Source organism: Vibrio alfacsensis (assembly GCF_019670485.1).
In the GTDB taxonomy this organism is placed as follows: Bacteria; Pseudomonadota; Gammaproteobacteria; order Enterobacterales; family Vibrionaceae; genus Vibrio; species Vibrio alfacsensis.
Genome location: NZ_AP024168.1, coordinates 24,155 through 43,246, shown reverse-complemented (window position 1 = coordinate 43,246; position 19,092 = coordinate 24,155). Strand labels below are relative to the sequence as shown.

The 19,092-nt window shown below is 44.5% G+C and carries 12 protein-coding genes; 7 read left to right on the top strand and 5 right to left on the bottom strand.

Annotated features, from left to right (window positions below; genetic code table 11):
- Window positions 1-36: 36 nt before the first annotated feature.
- Together VA249_RS23245 and VA249_RS23240 are read right to left on the bottom strand one after the other, a co-directional pair.
- Window positions 37-834, bottom strand: coding sequence for a fumarylacetoacetate hydrolase family protein (locus VA249_RS23245; RefSeq protein ID WP_221072551.1), 798 nt, complete (start codon window positions 832-834; stop codon window positions 37-39).
- Between the two features lie 10 nt (window positions 835-844).
- Entirely contained in the window at window positions 845-1,813 is a 969-nt protein-coding gene (locus VA249_RS23240; RefSeq protein ID WP_221072541.1) for a flavin reductase, read from the bottom strand.
- 248 nt (window positions 1,814-2,061) lie between these two features.
- On the opposite strand from VA249_RS23240, the gene VA249_RS23235 reads away from it, so the two are divergent.
- The 5 genes from VA249_RS23235 (at window position 2,062) to VA249_RS23215 (ending at window position 10,404) form a co-directional block, all read left to right on the top strand.
- Window positions 2,062-3,447 (top strand): DUF1329 domain-containing protein, encoded by a 1,386-nt coding sequence (locus VA249_RS23235; RefSeq protein ID WP_221072539.1) that lies wholly within the window; start codon window positions 2,062-2,064, stop codon window positions 3,445-3,447.
- Window positions 3,448-3,462: 15 nt separating this feature from the next.
- Window positions 3,463-4,986 (top strand): DUF1302 domain-containing protein, encoded by a 1,524-nt coding sequence (locus tag VA249_RS23230; RefSeq protein WP_225927169.1) that lies wholly within the window; start codon window positions 3,463-3,465, stop codon window positions 4,984-4,986.
- 243 nt (window positions 4,987-5,229) lie between these two features.
- Window positions 5,230-6,240, top strand: a complete 1,011-nt coding sequence (locus tag VA249_RS23225) for a WD40/YVTN/BNR-like repeat-containing protein (protein ID WP_221072537.1) — start codon at window positions 5,230-5,232, stop codon at window positions 6,238-6,240.
- Between the two features lie 17 nt (window positions 6,241-6,257).
- Window positions 6,258-8,657 (top strand): efflux RND transporter permease subunit, encoded by a 2,400-nt coding sequence (locus VA249_RS23220; protein ID WP_221072535.1) that lies wholly within the window; start codon window positions 6,258-6,260, stop codon window positions 8,655-8,657.
- 670 nt (window positions 8,658-9,327) lie between these two features.
- A complete protein-coding gene (locus tag VA249_RS23215) occupies window positions 9,328-10,404 on the top strand; it encodes a replication initiation protein (RefSeq protein WP_210205399.1) in 1,077 nt (358 codons plus the stop codon).
- A gap of 777 nt (window positions 10,405-11,181) precedes the next feature.
- Here VA249_RS23215 and VA249_RS23210 read toward each other — a convergent pair.
- From VA249_RS23210 to VA249_RS23200, 3 genes are all read right to left on the bottom strand, one after another.
- Window positions 11,182-12,603: a coniferyl aldehyde dehydrogenase gene (locus VA249_RS23210; RefSeq protein WP_221072533.1), complete on the bottom strand. Its 1,422-nt coding sequence runs from the start codon at window positions 12,601-12,603 to the stop codon at window positions 11,182-11,184.
- An 84-nt stretch (window positions 12,604-12,687) separates the two neighbouring features.
- Window positions 12,688-14,805 carry an FAD-dependent oxidoreductase gene (locus tag VA249_RS23205; RefSeq protein ID WP_221072531.1) on the bottom strand — a complete coding sequence of 706 codons (2,118 nt, stop codon included), beginning with the start codon at window positions 14,803-14,805 and terminating at the stop codon, window positions 12,688-12,690.
- Window positions 14,806-14,823: 18 nt separating this feature from the next.
- Complete coding sequence (locus VA249_RS23200) at window positions 14,824-15,654, bottom strand: alpha/beta fold hydrolase (protein ID WP_221072666.1); 831 nt, start codon at window positions 15,652-15,654, stop codon at window positions 14,824-14,826.
- Between the two features lie 305 nt (window positions 15,655-15,959).
- Here VA249_RS23200 and VA249_RS23195 point away from each other — a divergent pair, with 305 nt between their 5' ends.
- Both VA249_RS23195 and VA249_RS23190 read left to right on the top strand, forming a co-directional pair.
- Complete coding sequence (locus VA249_RS23195; protein ID WP_221072529.1) at window positions 15,960-17,861, top strand: long-chain-acyl-CoA synthetase; 1,902 nt, start codon at window positions 15,960-15,962, stop codon at window positions 17,859-17,861.
- A gap of 16 nt (window positions 17,862-17,877) precedes the next feature.
- Window positions 17,878-19,089 carry a thiolase family protein gene (locus VA249_RS23190; RefSeq protein WP_221072528.1) on the top strand — a complete coding sequence of 404 codons (1,212 nt, stop codon included), beginning with the start codon at window positions 17,878-17,880 and terminating at the stop codon, window positions 19,087-19,089.
- Window positions 19,090-19,092 lie beyond the last annotated feature (3 nt).

Sequence of the window (19,092 nt, the reverse complement as noted above, 5' to 3'; positions counted from 1 at the left end):
TTTGGTTTGTCCAATTGCATTGCTGAGTTTGAAAAATCACGCAACAAAACTGATACTTGCTTTCCCTAGCCCTTCAATTTCCATCTCAAAATGGTCTCCCGGATGGGCATCGATTAAAGGAGCTAATGCGCCGGAAAGTATGATTTCTCCCTTTTTAAAAGGGATACCATACTCCCCTAGCGTATTCGCCAACCAAGCAACAGCTTGAGCTGGATGGCCTTGCACAGCACTACCCTGCCCTTGCACTGCCAACTTGCCATTGTGATGAACTTTCATCTGTGCCTGAGCTAAGTCGATCGTGTTTGGATCAACTCGAGATTCACCAATCACAAACACGCCGCACGACGCATTATCAGCAATCGTATCGATAATGCTGATTCGCCAATTTTCAATTCGTGAATCGACGATCTCAAAACATGGTGCGACCCATTCCGTTGCCTCTATAACTTGTTCAGCAGTGACTCCCGGGCCAATCAAATCTTGTTTTAGGCAAAACGCAATCTCCCCCTCAGCGCGAGGCTGAATTAACTTTGCTTGCGTTAAGCTCACCTTTGCCCCGTTGTCGTAGTGCATAGTGTCGGTGAGAAAGCCAAAGTCAGGTTGATGTACATTTAACATCTCCTGAACGGCTTTACTGGTCACCCCAATTTTTTTACCTATTACAACTTCACCGTCTTGTTCTCTTTTCGCCAATGCATACAGAGACATTTGGTACGCATCATCAATGCTGAACAACACTCTTTCATGGTTTTCAACAAGTGGTTTTATCGTTTTTCGTTGACGCAATGCTTGATATAACTGTTCGCCAAACTCTGCTATGTGATTGTCACTCATGCAACACTCCTTAAGATGCGTTCGCCCATAGATCTGGCAATCCTGGGTCGGTGTGTTGGATTAAACGTTTAAGTATTACTTTTAGCGCTTTTACATCCCCCTCACCCAATTCTGCAATCAGTTCTTCTTCGATCACTTTGGCTTCCGAGATATGGAGCAATGCTGCTTTGTGGCCTTTCTCAGTAAGAACGTATCGCTCTGAATCTTGTTTAACTGCACCAAGAGAAACCAACTCAGCCATGTGCTCAGAAGTAATTTCCTGCCCGGCATAATCCACATGCGCATTAATTTGCTCTAATGAAATATCCTCTTGAATCGTTAGTACCGACAGCACGAAAAAGTGTATTGCTGTCATGCTTTCGGCACTGAGCGTCTTTTGTAATTTTCCTAGCATTTGAAAATGAGCTCGTCCCAACAGATATCCGAGTAGATCTTCACTATAACTGCATTCCAATACGTCACTTGCTGACGACAACTTGAGCTCTTGCCAAGGCTTTTTTGCTGTCACTGCATACTGACCGGATTGAAACGCTAGCGGTGGCAAGTCTTGTTGGTCAAACGCGATCACTTCACCGATAAATATAATGTGGTCACCACCATCATGCGTAAATGCAGTACGGCATTGAAACCTTGCTGTACATTGCTTAATGAGTGGAGCATCTGAAACACCATGGTCGAGTTCCAACCCCGCAAATTTATCTTCGCCTTTGGAAGCAAAACGGTTTGAAAGAGATTGTTGATCCGCCGCTAGTACGTGCACATTCCAGTGCGTTGATTCTGTAAATGCCGGCACGCTCATTGCCGTTTTGGCAAGGCTCCAAAGCACCAAAGGCGGGTCTAGTGACACAGAGTTAAAACTGTTTGCGGTAAGGCCGACAGCATGTCCCTCGCCATCACGAGTTGTGATGATCGTGACACCCGTGGTGAATGTGCCCAAAGCGTTTCGTAGCGCTTTCGGATCGATATGCGATTGCTTCATCAGCTCTTCCTCTCTACAAAAATGAGTTGTATTTCACCATGTCATTATTGAAAGGAAGCGAGCTAACTCCATCGTCAATACGGACTACAGAATCGCGTGATAAGACTTTGTGAATAGTCCCAATAGACGATTCACCACACCTGTGCTTATAAAATAATCAATATGTGAAACTCAAACATAAACACTTCGATGTACTGATTTGCGGCAACAGAGCAAAGTAAACAGGTGAAGGAACACAGGAGAGAAGCATGAAATACCAAAAAGGATTCCCCGCGCTATTGGCCAGTATGCTGCTGATTCCCTCAACATCCGTTTTGGCGAAAGTCTCAGCAGACGAAGCAAGTAAACTGGGTAAAGAGCTTACATGTACTGGGGCGATAGCAACTGGTAATGAAGATGGGACAATCCCTGCGTTTTCAGGCAAATGGCTAGGAAAGCCGGACCACGTCGAATATGAACCCCATATTGGCCAACCGCTCGTTGACCCTTATAAAAATGATCAACCTTTGTATGTCATTGATGGGAGCAATTTTAATCAATACGCCGACAAACTAACTCCAGGCCAAATGGCCATGTTTAAGCAATATCCGGATTCATTCAAAATGCCCATTTATCCTGGGCGCCGTGATTTTCGTTACCCGGATGCGGTTTGCATGACAATGAAAAAGAACGCCGTTGAGTCTGAACTGATTGACGATGGCTTCGGTTTTACGGGTTACAAAGGTGCCGTACCTTTCCCAATTCCAGATCTCAACCAACCTATGCAGGTATTTGCCAACCAAAACTTTCCATACCGACCTTACACGTACAGTACTGTTCGTGATGTTGCGGATGTAAGCTCATCAGGGTCAATCGCATGGGCACGTACGTTAAACGAAGGCCTCAATGTAACGACCCATCCAGACGAAGTTGGCAAACCAATTGATGGTGTGATGGCGTATAGCTTTGTTTCTTCTATTCTACCTACGCGTAAAGAGGGCAATGCAACCGTTACTTCCGAGCCCGTTAACTTCAAACGCGGTAAACGTCTTGCGTGGACCTACAATCCAGGAACACGCCGAGTAAGACAATTACCAGAGTATGGTTTCGATACACCTTTAACCGGTACATCAGGAAAACTCACCTTAGATTCAGATCGCCTAATGAATGGTTCGCCAGAGCGTTATGAATGGAAAGCGTTTGAACGTCGTGAAATGTTTATTCCAGCGAATGCTTATCGCGTCCATCAAGACGATGTGAGCTACGATGCTCTATTAACCAAAAATCACGCTAACCCAGACTTTATGCGTTATGAATTACGTCGAGTATGGGTACTCGAGGGGCAACTAAAAGACGAATATCGTCACAAGTACGGCCGCCGAGTCATGTTTATTGATGAGGATACTTGGCACGCGGTCGCTGGGGATTTTTACGACACTCGTGGTGAGCTTGTCCAATATGCATACATCAACTATTACTACGCCTTTGACGCTCAAAGTTATGAAGCGGGTTCAAGCTTTTATCATGACTTGAAAAGTGGTGGCTACGTTGGCTACAACCTTTTCCAAGAACGCGGTGCCGCACCGGTTCTCAATAAGGGTAATTACACAGCTAACAACTTCACACCGGCAGCGCTACGCCGTTTAAGCCACTAATAGGAGAGTGACATCGTGAAAAAGACTAACCATTATAAAAAGTCCGCTCTCTGTTTGACTTTCATTGCTTCAAGCTTGCAAGCTGCCGAAACCATCAATCTAGGTGATGAGGTAACGCTCGACTGGAAAGGGAATGTAACTTACTCCGCAGCAATGCGTTTGGAAGACCCTGACCCAATACTGGCTGCTAAATCATCGGGTGACCGTAACTTCGACAAACATGATATGACAGCAAATGGCCTCTATTTATTGCTTGAGGGGCATCTACGTTGGAAAGACTTTGGTTTTGTTGCTTCAGCAAGTACTTTCTACGACCATGTTTATCAAGATGACAAGTTTTCTGATGACGCACAAAAATACCATGGAGGTTATACTCGACTGCTTGATTTCTATGGTTACACTGCGTTTCCTTTTGGTGAGTATGGCTATGCTGATATACGCGTAGGTCGTCACGTTGTCGCATGGGGCGAGGGACTCTTCTTTCCAAGTATATCTCTAGCCCAGGGCCCAACGGATGGGATTAAAGCGCTAGTACCCGGAACAGAAACCAAGGACATTCTGCTTCCAGAAGACCAAGTATCTATGCAGTTAGAGGTCACTCCGGAACTGTCGTTACTTGCACACTGGCAATTCAACTGGCAAGAAACGTTGGTTCCTGAGCCTGGTACCTTTTTTAGTACTTCAGAAGCTGTGGGGGAGGGGGCGACTTGTTTAACTCAAGCACCCGGTGAGCCATGTGTGGTTGCTTCGCGTGGTGCCAATATAGAACCTGGAAAAACAGAACAGTGGGGTATAGGAACACGTTATCGCGTCACCGATGTTTCTGAAGTTGGCCTATTTTTCCTTAACTATTCTGACCGTATTCCTATGGTGAACCTTGATCTAAGCAATATGTTTATTGGTCAATTACCGGAATACAACGTCGTTTACTTTGACGATATCAAACTCTATGGTCTGACTTACTCAACAAACGTTGGTATAGCCTCTATCGCTGCAGAAGTTTCATATAAAGATGGCGCACCGGTGCTCGTTGGAACCGCGCTACCAACTCGCGGTGAAATCCTGCAAACCAACTTAAATACAATCGTCAACTTTGGTCGAAACGCGCTGGCCGAATCTGTCACGCTAACAGCTGAGATTGCTTATGTCGACATCATGGATGCAGACAAACGCAACATGACTGGTATTCCTGATGGTATACCCAACCCCAAAACCAATGAGCTCTATTATGATGATCATGGCTTTGCGGGGGCGGCCACCTTAATTCTATCCTATCCAAGCTTTACTGAGGGATGGGGGTTGTCCGTACCAATTGGATATAGTGGTCAGTTCAGTGGCCGCACCATCACTGGTGGCGTAGGTGGCGAAGGCGATCACCGTGCTCGAGTAGGAGCAGAATTGACCCATAACCAAACGGGCATTCAGCTGGCACTACAATATGTTGGATATTTTGGGGACCCAGATGTCGACGAACCCGTCAAAGAGCGTACGCTAAGCGATAGGGATAACCTTTCCTTTACTGCGAAGTACTCATTTTAAAAAATCCAGGAGGCAAATTGCCTCCTTTTTTATACATAACATATTAGCCAAATAACATCGTTAGAACATTTTCCACTTTGTTCTTCACGCCATCCAACCAATGTTCAATCTGTATCTCAAAAACCTAGCCCGTTTGGACGATGCCGACAATTGGCATGAACCTCTATAACTACTCACTATTGCTGCGCATTAAACACTGCGCAATCGAGAATACCACTCAAAAATATGACTACGAGGTGGCATATGAAAAAAAGGACGACCACATCAATTGCGTTCGCTTTGTCGCTTATTATGGCAACAGCAGGCGGCATCGCATTTGCGCCAAGGATCACAGAACCTCTTGCACCAACGCAGCTACCCATCAACAACATGATCATAACCAGCGTTGAACAATCAAAACAAGGGCTAATAGCAGCAGGTGAACTCGGCCACATATTGATATCAAAAGACAACGGCCAAACATGGCATCAAGCCAATATCGACAAGCAAAGGCATGCGCTTATCACTGATCTCATTTTTCAAGATGATTTGTATGGTTTAGCCATTGGTCATGAGGGCTGGATTTTGCAAACATTCGATGGCGGAGAAAACTGGCAAGAAGTCAGCTTTGGCAGTCAACACAGCGTTCCTCTCTTACACATTGCTCAAATCACACCAGATCAATGGATTTCGACAGGAGCTTATGGTCTGACTCGCCTCTCCAGTGATAATGGCAACACGTGGACAGACATCCCAGCGCCAGCCCAAACAGATTGGCACTTGAATGCCATCGTTGTTCCCGACAACAGCGATACAAGGCTGATAGCAGGCGAAGCAGGGACATTACTCAGGTCCACTGACAAGGGGGACTCGTGGCAAATGATTTCGCCTTTCTATGATGGTTCATTCTATGGTGGTGTTCACCTTGGCAATCAGTCATGGCTTGTATATGGCATGCGCGGCAATATTTTCCGCTCCGATGACGATGGGCTAAGTTGGGACAAAGTCAATTTCAACTTCCCCATTTCACTTTTTTCTCATATCTCTCTACCCAATGGTGAATTGGTTTTAGGAGGGCAGGGGGGCTTATTGATTTCATCTGTCGATAACGGGATGTCTTTCAATCTTATTCGACGCGGCGGAAGAGAGGCCATCACCGATATCGTTCAGCTTAACAATGGCGATTTTCTGCTTGGTTCAGATGCAGGTGTGATTCATTTCCCTACGGCAAGCAAAACCGACATCGCTTATCAGTCGACCCTCATCAACCAATGATTGAATTCGGAGCTACCATGCCAACACAAACCCAAACTCGCAGTCACTTATTTGTTGATACGCTAGGTCGACTGATCATTCACTGGCGCTTTCCTCTTGCCATTTTTTTCTTGGCCCTCACTCTGCTTCTTAGCTATACCGCAACCAAAACCCGATTCGACCCAGGCTTCACCAAGTTGATTCCTATTAAGCATCAATATATGGAAGCGTTTCTCGAACACGCAGATAAGTTCACCGGTACCAACAGAATCATGGTGAGCTTAACTTGGAAAGGCGAAGGTGACATTTATAATCCCGAATTGCTTTCCAGACTCAGAAAAGCAACAGACAGTGTCTTCTTTACACCAGGAGTCAACCGCGCCACGGTACGCTCACTCTTTACGCCTGAAGTGCGTTATCTTGAGGTCACCGAATTTGGGTTCATGGGAGACGTCGTCATTCCATCTCGTTTCACTGCAGATAAAGCAAGCCTTGCCCAAGTTCGTAGTAATGTTGCAAAGTCTGGTCAAATTGGCAATCTCGTATCCAATGACATTAAGTCAGCAATGGTACAGGCAGAACTCCTCGATTTTGATCCAGAAACCGGGCAAAAAACCGATTATGCTGCCGTAGCGAAACACCTAGAAAATATTCGACAAGAACTATCCGGTGCGGGTGTCGATATTCAAATTATCGGTTTTGCGAAAGTGATGGGCGATGTTATGGATGGCCTTTCAAATGTGCTGATGTTTTTCGCTATCGCCTTTGTTGTCACGTTGCTGCTATTGTGGCATTACACGATGTCGATAAAACTGACCGGCTTGATTGTGGCAGTCGCATTACTCCCTGTCATTTGGCTACTCGGTACATTACCTCTCATCGGCTATGGTATTGACCCGATGTCATTATTGGTGCCATTCCTTATCTTCTCCATTGGTGTTTCTCATGCCGTTCAAATGACGAATGCATGGAAGCTCGATGTGTTGGCTGGCGTTGACAGCAAACAAGCTGCGATTAATGCTTTTCGACGCTTAGCGATTCCAGGCACTGTTGCACTACTTGCAAATGCACTTGGGTTTATGGTGATCATGGTTATCGACATCCCTATCGTACATGAACTGGGGGTCACCGCTTGCCTTGGTGTTGCGATGATGATTATGACAAACAAAATGTTCATGCCTATCATATTGTCTCACCTTAGCTTAGAGAGTATGGCTCTTCGCCACAGTCCAGAAAAAAGCAAGCAAAGCGCATTTTGGTGGTCAGTATCCTCTTTAGCAACCGCTAAACCCGCAAAAATATCTGTCGCTGTGATGCTTGTTTTACTTGTGGCAGCAACACTGCAATCACGCAATTTACTTACTGGCGATATCGGCAACGGCGTACCCGAGCTACATGCCGATTCACGTTATAACTTAGACAATCAAAAAATAGTCCAAGATTATTCCATTGGTATGGATGTTTTATCTGTCTATTTGGAAACTAAAAATCAAGAAGAAGCGTGTCTAAATTGGGACATTATGAACGCGGTATCTCGTTTTGATTTTCATATGCGAGGTGTGGATGGCGTGCAGTCTGTGGCAACGACCGCCGGCACGGCAAAACGCTATGTGTCAGGGAATAATGAGGGGAACCCTTTATGGCGAACTCTTCAGCGTGATTCAGTCGCCCTGCGAGCAGGCGCCCAAGCGGCTCATCCTCAAATGGGTTTAAATGATAACGGTTGTCGCACGATTAATATGATGGTTTACCTTGATGACCACCAAAGCACCACTTTAAATCACGTCATCTCAGAAATTCAAACTTTCATACAAAATGAGAATCTCCCGGATGCGGAGTTCCGTTTACTTGGTGGTAATGCGGGAGTAGCCGTTGCCACTAACGAAGCCGTAGAAAAAGCAGAAGTTCAAATCCTTATATCCATTTTCTTAGCCATTGGATTGTTGTGCTGGCTTACCTTTAGATCATTTATCGCGACGTTGTGTGTCATTTTACCGCTGATGTTAGTATGTATTATGTGTAATGCGCTAATGGCGACGCTTGGTATTGGCCTAAAAGTTGCCACCTTACCGGTCATCGCACTAGGTGTTGGAGTCGGAGTAGATTACGGCATCTATATTTACGAACGCATGCAACACGCACTCAATCGAGATGTTCCACTACGAGAGGCTTTTTATCAGTCAATTCAATCTCGAGGAATTCCCGCAATATTTACTGCGGTAACCATGTCTATCAGTGTTGCCACTTGGGCTTTCTCTTCCTTAAAGTTTCAGGCAGATATGGGTGTCCTACTCGCATTTATGTTTTTAGTTAATGTGCTTGGCGCCATCCTAGTCTTGCCAGCTCTGGCTTATCTCTTTGGTGCAAAAGCAGTGGTACTAAAACCTAAAGAAGCTAAAGAGATCAAGCCTCGCTCAGCGCAAGAGTCATTTCGCTAAGTGAAATCGGCACTAAACGACGTCAGTTCTAAACTTAAATACAATTTCAACTAGAACGTTCTGCACATAGAGACTAAATAATCACATTGTAGAACCATTGCGGCGGGGGATATTCATCTCCCGCTTTTTTCCCCTCATACAGAATAAAAATAAATTGACGACGAAATAAAACACCACCTATTTCCGCCTCCAATTACTTGTTTCAGCAATCCATTCACTTATGAATATTGTCATTATTCACCCTGAATATTGACAACATTTATAATGTCATTCGATTAAATTTTGCACCGTTCATCCGATATCATCGTTATAGTCACGTGCATAAATTTCAATCGCTCGCCCTTAATAAACTGCATTCCTCATTGGTCAGTCACTCGTAACTGAACGACTCATAACCACATATCACGGGGGCTTGAACATACTTGCTCTACGTTACTTGTTTTAGGCTTAAAAAGATTCGAATGTCACAATCTAGGTGTTTTAAACTGTGTTTTACGCATTTAGCGCGCAAAAGCCTTAAAAATCAGGTGAATAATACGATAGATAACTTTCAGATAAACAAATGTCACAGAAAGCACATTTATAAGTGACATAATTTAGGCTCTGTGATGTATCCTCACCTAAAATATGTCACAATACCTAGATATTGTTAGTTATGAAGCAAGAAAACATGAGTTCAGAGCCATATTACTACCCAGTTGTCAGTGATAACCTACCAAAGCACATCAAAAAGGGTCATCAATTAGTCTTCAGTCGCCAAGACCTCTCCGCACGAGAGGCCGATATGTTTGCCCTCATGATTGCGCACATGCGACCAAATGACTGGGAAACCAGTACTCCTCATTATGAATTCACCTCTCATCAACTCTCTGAGTGGCTTAACGTCGAATCTAAACACATTGGCAGCAACTTAAGTCCTGTCGCTAACCGTTTAGCAAGCCGCAAAGTAGGTATCAAGATTGAAAATAAGAAAGGTGATACTGAATTTGACTATCGTCCGCTGTTCAAACACATTGCCTACAAAAATGGTGTGTTGACTATGGTGCCAAACGACATGCTTAAATCAGAGTACATCGAATACAATCAAGGTTTTGCACTAATCAATACTCGTAATTTTTTCAATGTGAAAAAAGAGTATTCAAAGCGCTTATACGAACTTTTAAGCCGTTTTAAAGACAAGGGCTTTGAGATGCATACCCAGAAGTTAGACGAACTTAAGGGAGTATTCGGCCTTCTAGATGAAGCAGGAAAACTCAAAAAGGACAAAAGCTCGTTCAAAAATAACAGCGTATTCATGAAACGTTGCATAAGAGAGTCCATCAAAGAACTGTCTGAACATCCTCAAATTGGTAAAGAGCTTCTATTCCTTGAAAACGAAAAAGGGGACAAAGGTTTTGAGCTTATAAAAAAGGGCAAAACCATCGTTGGCATTAAGTTTCTCTTCCGTTGGTTAAAACTGGCAACAATAGATGACTTTAATCAACACGAAGCATTACTGAAAATCAAAGAGCTTGAACTAAAACGCATTAATGGCAACACCCGCCTGACAGACAATGAACTAGAAGTACTTGCAATGTCATACAGAAGCTTAGGCAGAGAAGAACATGCGCAGAAAGTAGAGCAGAGCTTGGCAAAAAGGCATCTTGAACAAAAAGAGCAACAAGCCTCGACTCAAACTCAAGAAATTGATGATCTAATTGATAAGATCGACACATTGCTTGATATCAATGACAACCCAGACTACTAAACATGACAAATTTTAGGTGTTTCTTTCTATAGGTGACATTTTTTAGGTGTTACGGTGTGATAGATAACTCATTTTAGGTGTAAGACGCTTACTATCATTCATTCGCGTACACAAAATCATCAATTCTATCGAATTTGTATCTGGTGAATAATATCGACAACCGAGAATCGCTCACAACTCGTGCAAAAACAATCGAATTACCTAGATCATGTTATCTATTAACCTAAAAATGGATCATCTATACCTAAAAGATGTCTGGTTTATACCTAATAAACGATCAATAGCACCTAGAAAGAGATCAATAACACCTAGATCATGTTATTTATGTACCTAAAAAAGGATCATTAAAGCCAGTTTATCTCTTATTAATCATATGGTTACACGCGCTATAGATCTTATAGATCTCATAGTTAAATATAGTGATCATAAGATAAATAGATCTATATAGTCTCTGTGGATAAGTGGAAAATCAAAGATTTACACACTAACCCACAGACATCTCAATTTTTTTGTATTGATTGATTTTCTACAACCCCAATCCTATCCACTGTAAGGTGATCAATAATATTCGCTAACAATGGCTCTATGCATGCTCAGATTGAATTGTTTTTATAATCATATACATCATGAACATTCCGTTATAAAAGCTCATAGAATGCGTTACAGAAAAGGATAAGTAGAGAGAAACAAAAAGAGTGGATTACGAACAGCGGATAATAAACAAGAGTCCTATCCCCAAGCCACACAGATCGATACAAGGTAGCTTGGGTGATAATGTTATTCAGAGGTGATTTGAGATTTGATCATAGTATGGAAGTCTTCAGAATAGGGAGGCAGTACTCCCCACTCTCTGCGAAGATCAATACTTGGTGCATGAAATACCGTTTTTAAATGACTAAAAGCCAAAAACCCTTCTTTTCCATGATAATGTCCGATACCAGATTGGCCAACACCTCCAAAAGGAGCATCATGTAAAGCGGCATGCATCAATGCGTCATTTATCGTTATGCCGCCCGCTCTAACATATTGAATCAATCGATCTTGTTCCTGTAGATCCTCTCCAAAATAATACAGCGCGAGAGGATTTGGTCTTGAATTAATATCATCAATTACATCATTTAGATCTTCGTAAGTTTTAACGACAAGCGCTAAGCCAAAAATTTCATCCATCATAATTTGTGTATCAGATGGTGGGTTAATCACCAAGGTTAAAGGCATTCTTCTTTCTGATGGTTCATATTCTTTATGACTCCGCTCAACATGAACACCACGTACTTCAACTTCTCTGAGATAAGCTTGAATTCGTTGATAGTGTCCCTGGTTGATAATGGGTACAAGATCAGAATTACCAACAATGCTTGGGTAACAACGTCTAAATTCAGTGTTTATTTCTTCAATAAAAACATCCAGATATTGTGATGGTACATAGACAATATCTGGACTGATACATATTTGCCCCCCATTTGTGCCTTTTGCAATGGCAAGTTTATGAGCGGTTTGAATAATATCAGCTGAAGAACTTACGATAGCAGGGGACTTTCCGCCTAACTCTAGTGTTACCGGTGTCAAATTTTGTGCAGCTGCGGCCATGATTTTTTTGCCAACAGATGGGGATCCAGTGAATACCAAATGATCAAAAGGAATAGCACAAAACGAACGACTCATATCAGCATCACCAGTTACAATGCTTATCCAACTCGAATCTAAATGTTCGTTGATTAATTGTTCTAGCGCTGCCGCTGTTTTTGGAGTGTGTTCAGATGGTTTGAGGATAACTCGATTACCGGCCCCAATCGCGCACGCTAAAGGACTTAACAGTGTATAGATCGGAGCATTCCATGTCCCCATAATGCCAATAACGCCTTTGGGTTGATAAACCACTTCCGCACGAGCACCAAGTTGGTCATAGGGGGCGATCATTGCCCTTTCTTCAGTGCTTATCCATGATGCGAGATTATCGCGCGCGTGCTTTAGTGATCCTAACGAGCCTAAAATGTCGTTCATCATTGAAAACGTTTGGCTACGACCACCAAAATCCTCCTCCATCGCTTCTACAAGTGGTTGATAATGATTAACCAGCAAATCGATAACTTGTTGTAAAACTGCTCGTCTTTGTTCTACTGTGCTGTTTGGGTTGTTCGTATAGCTAAGCACTTGCTGGTTATGTGTGTGATGAAGGTGATTCAATTGTTCTGACATCCATTTCTTCCTTTTATCATTGATTCTTGTTGAACAGATCAATAAAACAGCAATGCGGCAAATCTTGCCAATTTACTATTTAACTCAAATCGTAGCGGTAACTTTCCACGCCGATGAGAGTGCCCCCTCGATATAATCAAGAGAGTGACAGTCACCGATTTGATGGACAGGATAAGCACCGTTTATGTGTGATGCCATCGTGTTGTCAGTTTCTGCTCCGCTAGCCAAAATAACAGAACCTGCATTTACGGATTGTCGTTCTTCACTACCATTGAACGAAAAATGCACTTTATTTGTGTCGATCTCTTGGATTGAAACGCTGTTGTGTAGTGTCACACCAAGCTTTTCTACTTCATGTAGTACTCTCCAACGACGAACAATGGAGAGTTCCTTACCGAGGGTTTCTTCTGATTCCAAAACGGTCACTTTTCGTCCGCGTTGAGCAAGAAATTCTGCAAGCTCTAGTCCGACCAACCCGCCTCCTATAATGCAGACATCATCTGCCAGTGGCATCCATAGGTGAGATAATTTTCTGGTCGCTTCTACGGATCCAGTGATGCCGCTGAGCTGACCACTTTTAAGCATCGTTCTTTGAAATAAATTGAATTTTTGTTTGCCGATGTGACTGTCACCACTGGTCATGACTTTTCTTAGCTCATCACCGCTCCAAACATGTTTTTGTTCTGCTCCTTTGATCGCCGGTTTACCCCTTAATGCCCCTGTCGCTACAACCACGTCATCGGGCTTTAATTCATCTATCAAGGATTGAGACGCTTTGGTATTGAGTTTCACTGTGATCAAAGGGTGGTCGATTTGTTGATAAAGGAAATCCAGTAACTTATTGTTTTCAGGGTAGACCATCGAAGCAAAAAATAGTGTGCCGCCTAAACGCTTTTCTTGTTCTAACAAAGTAACCTTATGGCCACGGCGAGCTAATTGGCTCGCGGCCTCCATTCCTCCGGGGCCTCCTCCAATTACAACCACATGCTTTTGGCGTTTTGGAAGCGTTAAAGGGTAATGAGCTTCTTGTCCCATCTCAGGGTTTACAGCACATTTTACGCGTTGATTTATGAAAATCTGACTGACGCAGGTATAACAATAAATGCATGGACGAATGTTCTGTGGTTCATTCGCGATAAGCTTATTCGGCAACTCTGGGTCGGCGAGTAGTTTTCTTCCCATCGCCACAAAGTCACATTGGCCTTTTTCAATGGCTCGATTGGCAACTTCAGGTTCAAGACGTCCAACGGCGATAACAGGGATAACGAGCTGTTTGGCGACTTCAGTTGCCCAGTCGAGGAAACCTGCTGGTTTATGTACTAGCGGAGCTTCAGTAAATGCATCACCACTGGTGGTTGTGGCATAAGCGGAAATGCTGATGGCATCGATCCCCAGTCTCTCTGCAATTTTGGCGACATGGAGGCAGTCATCTAGACTAATCCCATCAGGCGTTCGCATTTCGCATGCATCGAGACGCAGCCATACTGGATATTCTCGACCAACGCGCTGACGTACGGATGCGATGATTTCACGCAGTAGACGAGTCCGGTTCTCGAAACTTCCGCCGTACTCATCGGTACGTTTGTTGTAATAAGGAGAGAGAAAACCTGCGATGATATAACTGTGCGCAGCGTGGATTTCAACGCCGTCAAAGCCAGCTCTTTTGGCTCGGTCGGCGGCATCAGAAAACCAAGTGATCATCTGTTCAATATCTTGCTTATCCATAACGCGAATTTTTACATTGCCACCTTTTGGACGCACAAATGTGGCGAGCTCTTGTTTTGATAACGCCGCCATCATACCCATTGGGGTCGGTGGTGGTACCGATGGTACCCAAAGTTCGCGACCCTCTGCCAAGTCTCGAACCGCCGTTTTTCCTGCATGTTGAAGCTGAATTGCAACTTTGGCTCCGTGTTTATGTACACGTTCGGTCAGTTGCTTTAGACCTGGGAGAAAGTCGTCAGACGAAAGACCCACTTGATAGGGCTCTGCAGTACCTGCCGGATAGGCAATGGCTCCGACGCCCATGGTTATCAGTCCCGCTCCACCTTTTGCTCGAGCTTCGTAATAGGCTTGAATGCGTTCTCCGCAATGTCCGTCGGACTCAGCTAGGTTCGTGCCCATTGGCGCGGATACTATGCGGTTACGTATCGCCATTGAGCCGATCTTTCCTGGCTTTAGAAGATGTTCATAGTTACTCATATTGCCGTCCTTGTCGCTCTATTGGCCGAGAAGAAAGTCTAGGCAGGTCTTGTTGAACAAATCGGTATGCTCAACCTGAACCCAGTGTCCGCATTGATTTAGTAACAGAAACTTAGCATCAGGCACATTATCGAGGAATTTAAAAACGCCTGATGGAGGATTAAAGCGATCGTTGTTGCCCCAAAAACCGAGGACCGGGCAGGCCAGTTGATTCAGCTCTTGCGTCATGTTTGGCACCATCATTGTTGAGAACAACTCTTTTGGCTGCGTAACCGCAACTGCTACCCTTTCGCGCAAAATATCATCAGAGAGCTGCGATGAATCATGCAGTTGTAGGCTCATGACCTCGCGCATTTCGTGGATTCCCATTGGCCCTTGATTGTACGTGGCCACCATCTTTTGAATGCCTTCCATTTCAAAGTAGGTTTCACGTTCTTCAACGCCACCTGGAGCCATGAGTATCAGCTTATTGACCGATGATGGGTATTTCAGAGCTTGTCCTAACGCAATTGCTCCGCCTAAGGAATTTCCTAGCAAGGTGCAGGGGCTAAGATGCAAGGTTTCGATGATTTCGTTTAGGACACTCACAAAGAAGTCCAAGTTGTAATGCACATCGTTTGGTTTGTCTGAACGACCAAACCCAGGGAGATCAAGAACGATATTACGAAAACCTTGGCTGGCAAACTTTGGGTAATTGTTTTTGAAATTGCTGTAACCCGATGCGCCAGGGCCACTGCCATGCAGCCAAATCACGATGTCTCCCTCACCCTCATCGAGGTAATGTACCGTCAGTCCATTTTGCAATGTTAGGTAATGCTGTTCAGGCAAATTTAGCGCCAAATTAGACATTGCTTTCTCCTTGCTGTTGTTATGCGTTCCAGTCGCAATGATAGTCATGATGCCATCGTCCACTTTTTCGGTGTTTTTCGCATCGTCCATTCAGACCAGAGAGTCATTAAGGCTTTGATACAGCGATTAGTCCCGTTGGACGATGTTGGCCGGAGTGATTTTGAAGACCATAAGTGTGGGAAAGAGGTGGGTTGCTAGTGTGGCAAACAAATAAGACAACGTCAGTGGCGCTAGGTTTGATAGATAAAAAGCTTACACAGCCCCAATCTCTATAAGTGAATGATTTATATACAACAGGAAGTAATATGACAGACACAATGAGTCCGAAGGCATGCGACGCTTCTGACCAAGTCGCAGACGTCATTTTACCTGTTCCTCGCAGTGAGACACAGGCAAAAATGGATCGTCGTGCGAAAGCGGCGATGTTGATAAAACCGTCTGATCAATACACGCTTGCTGATCGCTTTGAGCAGCAAGCCCAGACATTCGCCGAGCGTCCATTTTTGATCTATGGTGAGCATTCTTGGAATTATCATGAGGTTGATCGACAGGCAAACAAAATAGCTCACGCCGTGTATGAAAAAGGCCTTCGACCTGGAGATGTGTGTGCTATCGCTTTGGAAAATCGCCCAGAATTCTTTTTTGTTTGGCTCGGCTTAGCTAAGGCTGGTATTACCGCTGCATTCATTAATACACAAATTCATGGTACACCACTCGTACATGCGCTTAGTTCGTGCAAACCAAAAATGGTGATCGTCGGTGAAGAGTGCGCGTCATTATTTACACGAACAATGGATGAGTTCGAAGAATTTGCTCAATTGCCTTTCTATCTATTGCCAGACCCGGAAAATCCAGCCCATGAGCATACCAATGCGCGTTTTGATTTGGGGTTAGTGCAAGCACTTCAAACCGCAAGTTGTGATTCATTTGATAAGTCCATCCGCTCTGAGTTGACGGCAGAGACACCATCGTTGTTGATTTTCACCTCAGGGACGACGGGTTTACCTAAAGCTGCGATATACAGTCATATGCGTTGGCTCACTTCTGGTGACGTGATGCAAGTTACGCTCGATGCTGTGCCTGATGATAGCTTCTATTGTTTCTTACCTCTCTATCACGGCGCAGCCGCAACGTCGGTGACTTCTACTGCATTGGCTGCGGGCTCCGCGATAGTGGTGCGTCGTAAATTTAGTGCTAGTGCATTTTGGCGAGATATTAAGCAGCACAACGTGACAGTTGTTCAATATATCGGAGAGATTTGCCGGTATTTATTGAATCATGATGACAGCAAAAACGCAGGAAAAGGTAATTACGAACATCAGGTCAGAGCGATGCTTGGTGCAGGGCTTTCTGCGGAATCTTGGCGTCGGTGGCTTGATAAATTTGGTGCAATGGACATCTATGAAGGATGGGGCTCGACAGAAGCAAATACCAATTTGATCAATTTGGATAACTACATTGGTTCCTGCGGTCGTGTACCTGATAAAACAAAAACCAATTTTCTTTTGGTTAAGTACGATGTAGAGGCCGACCAGCACGTTAAGGACAGCAAGGGTTATTGTGTTCCTTGTGGGCCATATGAAGTTGGTGAAGCTTTAGGTCTGATCATCAATCGACCAGATATGGGGGCAGGGCGCTTTGAGGGATATGTATCAGCAGAAGCGACGGAACAAAAAATTATCCGTAATGTGTTAATGGACAACGATGCCTATTGGCGCTCAGGCGATTTACTTCGCTATGACGATGACGGCTACTACTACTTTGTAGACCGAATTGGCGATACGTTCCGTTGGAAGAGTGAGAACGTGTCAACCCAAGAGGTAGCAACGGAGCTCGCTGACTTTCAGGGGGCTGAAACCATTAATGTGTATGGTGTGCAAGTTCCTAACCATGAGGGACGAGCAGGAATGGCGGCCATTGTAATGCAAAGAGGCGAGGCCTTCGATCCTAAAGCATTTTTTCAACTCACCGAAGCACGTTTACCTCGTTATGCTGCACCACAATTTGTGCGAGTCTGTGAAGCCGCCGACATCACAACGACCTTTAAATTGCGTAAAGTGGATCTTCAACGTCAAGGTTACAGCCCTGAAATGTGCCAAGATCCGCTATATATTCGAAATGAAGCAAACGCCACTTATGAGCCTTATTCAATCGAAGTGCTAGCTGCAGTGGGATACCCACCATTTCAACCAACGAAACAGGGATAGGATAAGGAAGTCAATCATGGGATTAAAAGGAACCGCTGCGATTGTAGGTGCAGCGCAATACAAACCTGAAAAATATCAAACAGCGCCACAAATGTTCCACTTAGAGCAAGTCGCTGATCTTGGTCGTCAAGCAGTGTTAGACGCAGGGTTGAGCATGAAAGACATTGATGGCTTGGTATTACATGGCCCCCAGTTTCATGAAGCGTCTATTTTTGTTCCGGCTATGGCGGCAGAATACCTGGGTGTCGAGGTGAATTTTGCTGAGGTGGTTGATTTGGGTGGCTGTTCATCGGTTGGTATGGTGTGGCGTGCCGCAGCGGCGATCGAGATGGGGTTATGTCAGGCAGTATTATGCGTTATCCCAGCAAGAATGGCACCATTCGCTCCTGGTGAGGATTTAAGTTGGATGGCAGAAGCGATGCGTTATGGTGGTCATTCGACAGCATTCGGTGCTCCGGAGGCTGAGTTCGATTTGCCTTATGGGCATGTAGGACAAAATACAGGTTACGCCATGATTGCTCAGCGTTACGCGGCTCAATACGGTTATGATAAACAAGCAATGGCCAAAATTGCGGTTGATCAGAGGTTTAATGCACAGTACCACCCTGATGCGATTTTTAATGGGCAAACCATAACGGCTCAAGACGTTTTAGCGAGCAAAGTGGTGGCCGATCCTCTCCATGTATTGGAAATTGTGATGCCAGTGGCTGGCGGTGCGGCCGTCTTAGTGACGTCGAAAGAGCTTGCAAACCGTGCACGTCATCGTCCGGCATTTGTAAAAGGCTTCGGTGAACGTTTGTCCTATAAGTCACCATCTTACAGTGATGAGATGACCGTTACACCATTGGAACGAGCAGCAAAACAAGCCTTTTCTATGGCAGGTTTAAAGCCATCCGATATGGATGCCGCACAGATTTATGATTGTTACACCATCACGACTTTGCTTTCTATTGAAGATGCTGGTTTCTGTGCCAAAGGCGAGGGGATGCATTTTGTAAATAGCCATAATCTTACCTTTAAAGGTGACTTTCCACTAAACACCCACGGTGGTCAATTGAGTTTTGGTCAAGCGGGATCAGCAGGTGGTATGTCTCAAGTTATCGAAGCATTCCATCAAATTTCTGGCCGTGCAGAACAAAGACAATTGCCTTCGTGCCATCAAGTGTTTGTGAGTGGTACGGGTGGCGTCATGAGTGAACAAGGCGCACTGATCTTGCAAGGAGCATAACCT

Excerpts from the sequence above, each read along its gene's own strand:
- VA249_RS23215 (WP_210205399.1), top strand. The coding sequence starts at position 9,328 with ATGAGTTCAGAGCCATATTACTACCCAGTTGTCAGTGATAACCTACCA.
- VA249_RS23235 (WP_221072539.1), top strand. The coding sequence starts at position 2,062 with ATGAAATACCAAAAAGGATTCCCCGCGCTATTGGCCAGTATGCTGCTG.
- VA249_RS23200 (WP_221072666.1), bottom strand. The coding sequence starts at position 15,654 with ATGTCTAATTTGGCGCTAAATTTGCCTGAACAGCATTACCTAACATTG.
- VA249_RS23195 (WP_221072529.1), top strand. The coding sequence starts at position 15,960 with ATGACAGACACAATGAGTCCGAAGGCATGCGACGCTTCTGACCAAGTC.
- VA249_RS23225 (WP_221072537.1), top strand. The coding sequence starts at position 5,230 with ATGAAAAAAAGGACGACCACATCAATTGCGTTCGCTTTGTCGCTTATT.
- VA249_RS23220 (WP_221072535.1), top strand. The coding sequence starts at position 6,258 with ATGCCAACACAAACCCAAACTCGCAGTCACTTATTTGTTGATACGCTA.
- VA249_RS23205 (WP_221072531.1), bottom strand. The coding sequence starts at position 14,805 with ATGAGTAACTATGAACATCTTCTAAAGCCAGGAAAGATCGGCTCAATG.
- VA249_RS23210 (WP_221072533.1), bottom strand. The coding sequence starts at position 12,603 with ATGTCAGAACAATTGAATCACCTTCATCACACACATAACCAGCAAGTG.
- VA249_RS23240 (WP_221072541.1), bottom strand. The coding sequence starts at position 1,813 with ATGAAGCAATCGCATATCGATCCGAAAGCGCTACGAAACGCTTTGGGC.
- VA249_RS23190 (WP_221072528.1), top strand. The coding sequence starts at position 17,878 with ATGGGATTAAAAGGAACCGCTGCGATTGTAGGTGCAGCGCAATACAAA.
- VA249_RS23245 (WP_221072551.1), bottom strand. The coding sequence starts at position 834 with ATGAGTGACAATCACATAGCAGAGTTTGGCGAACAGTTATATCAAGCA.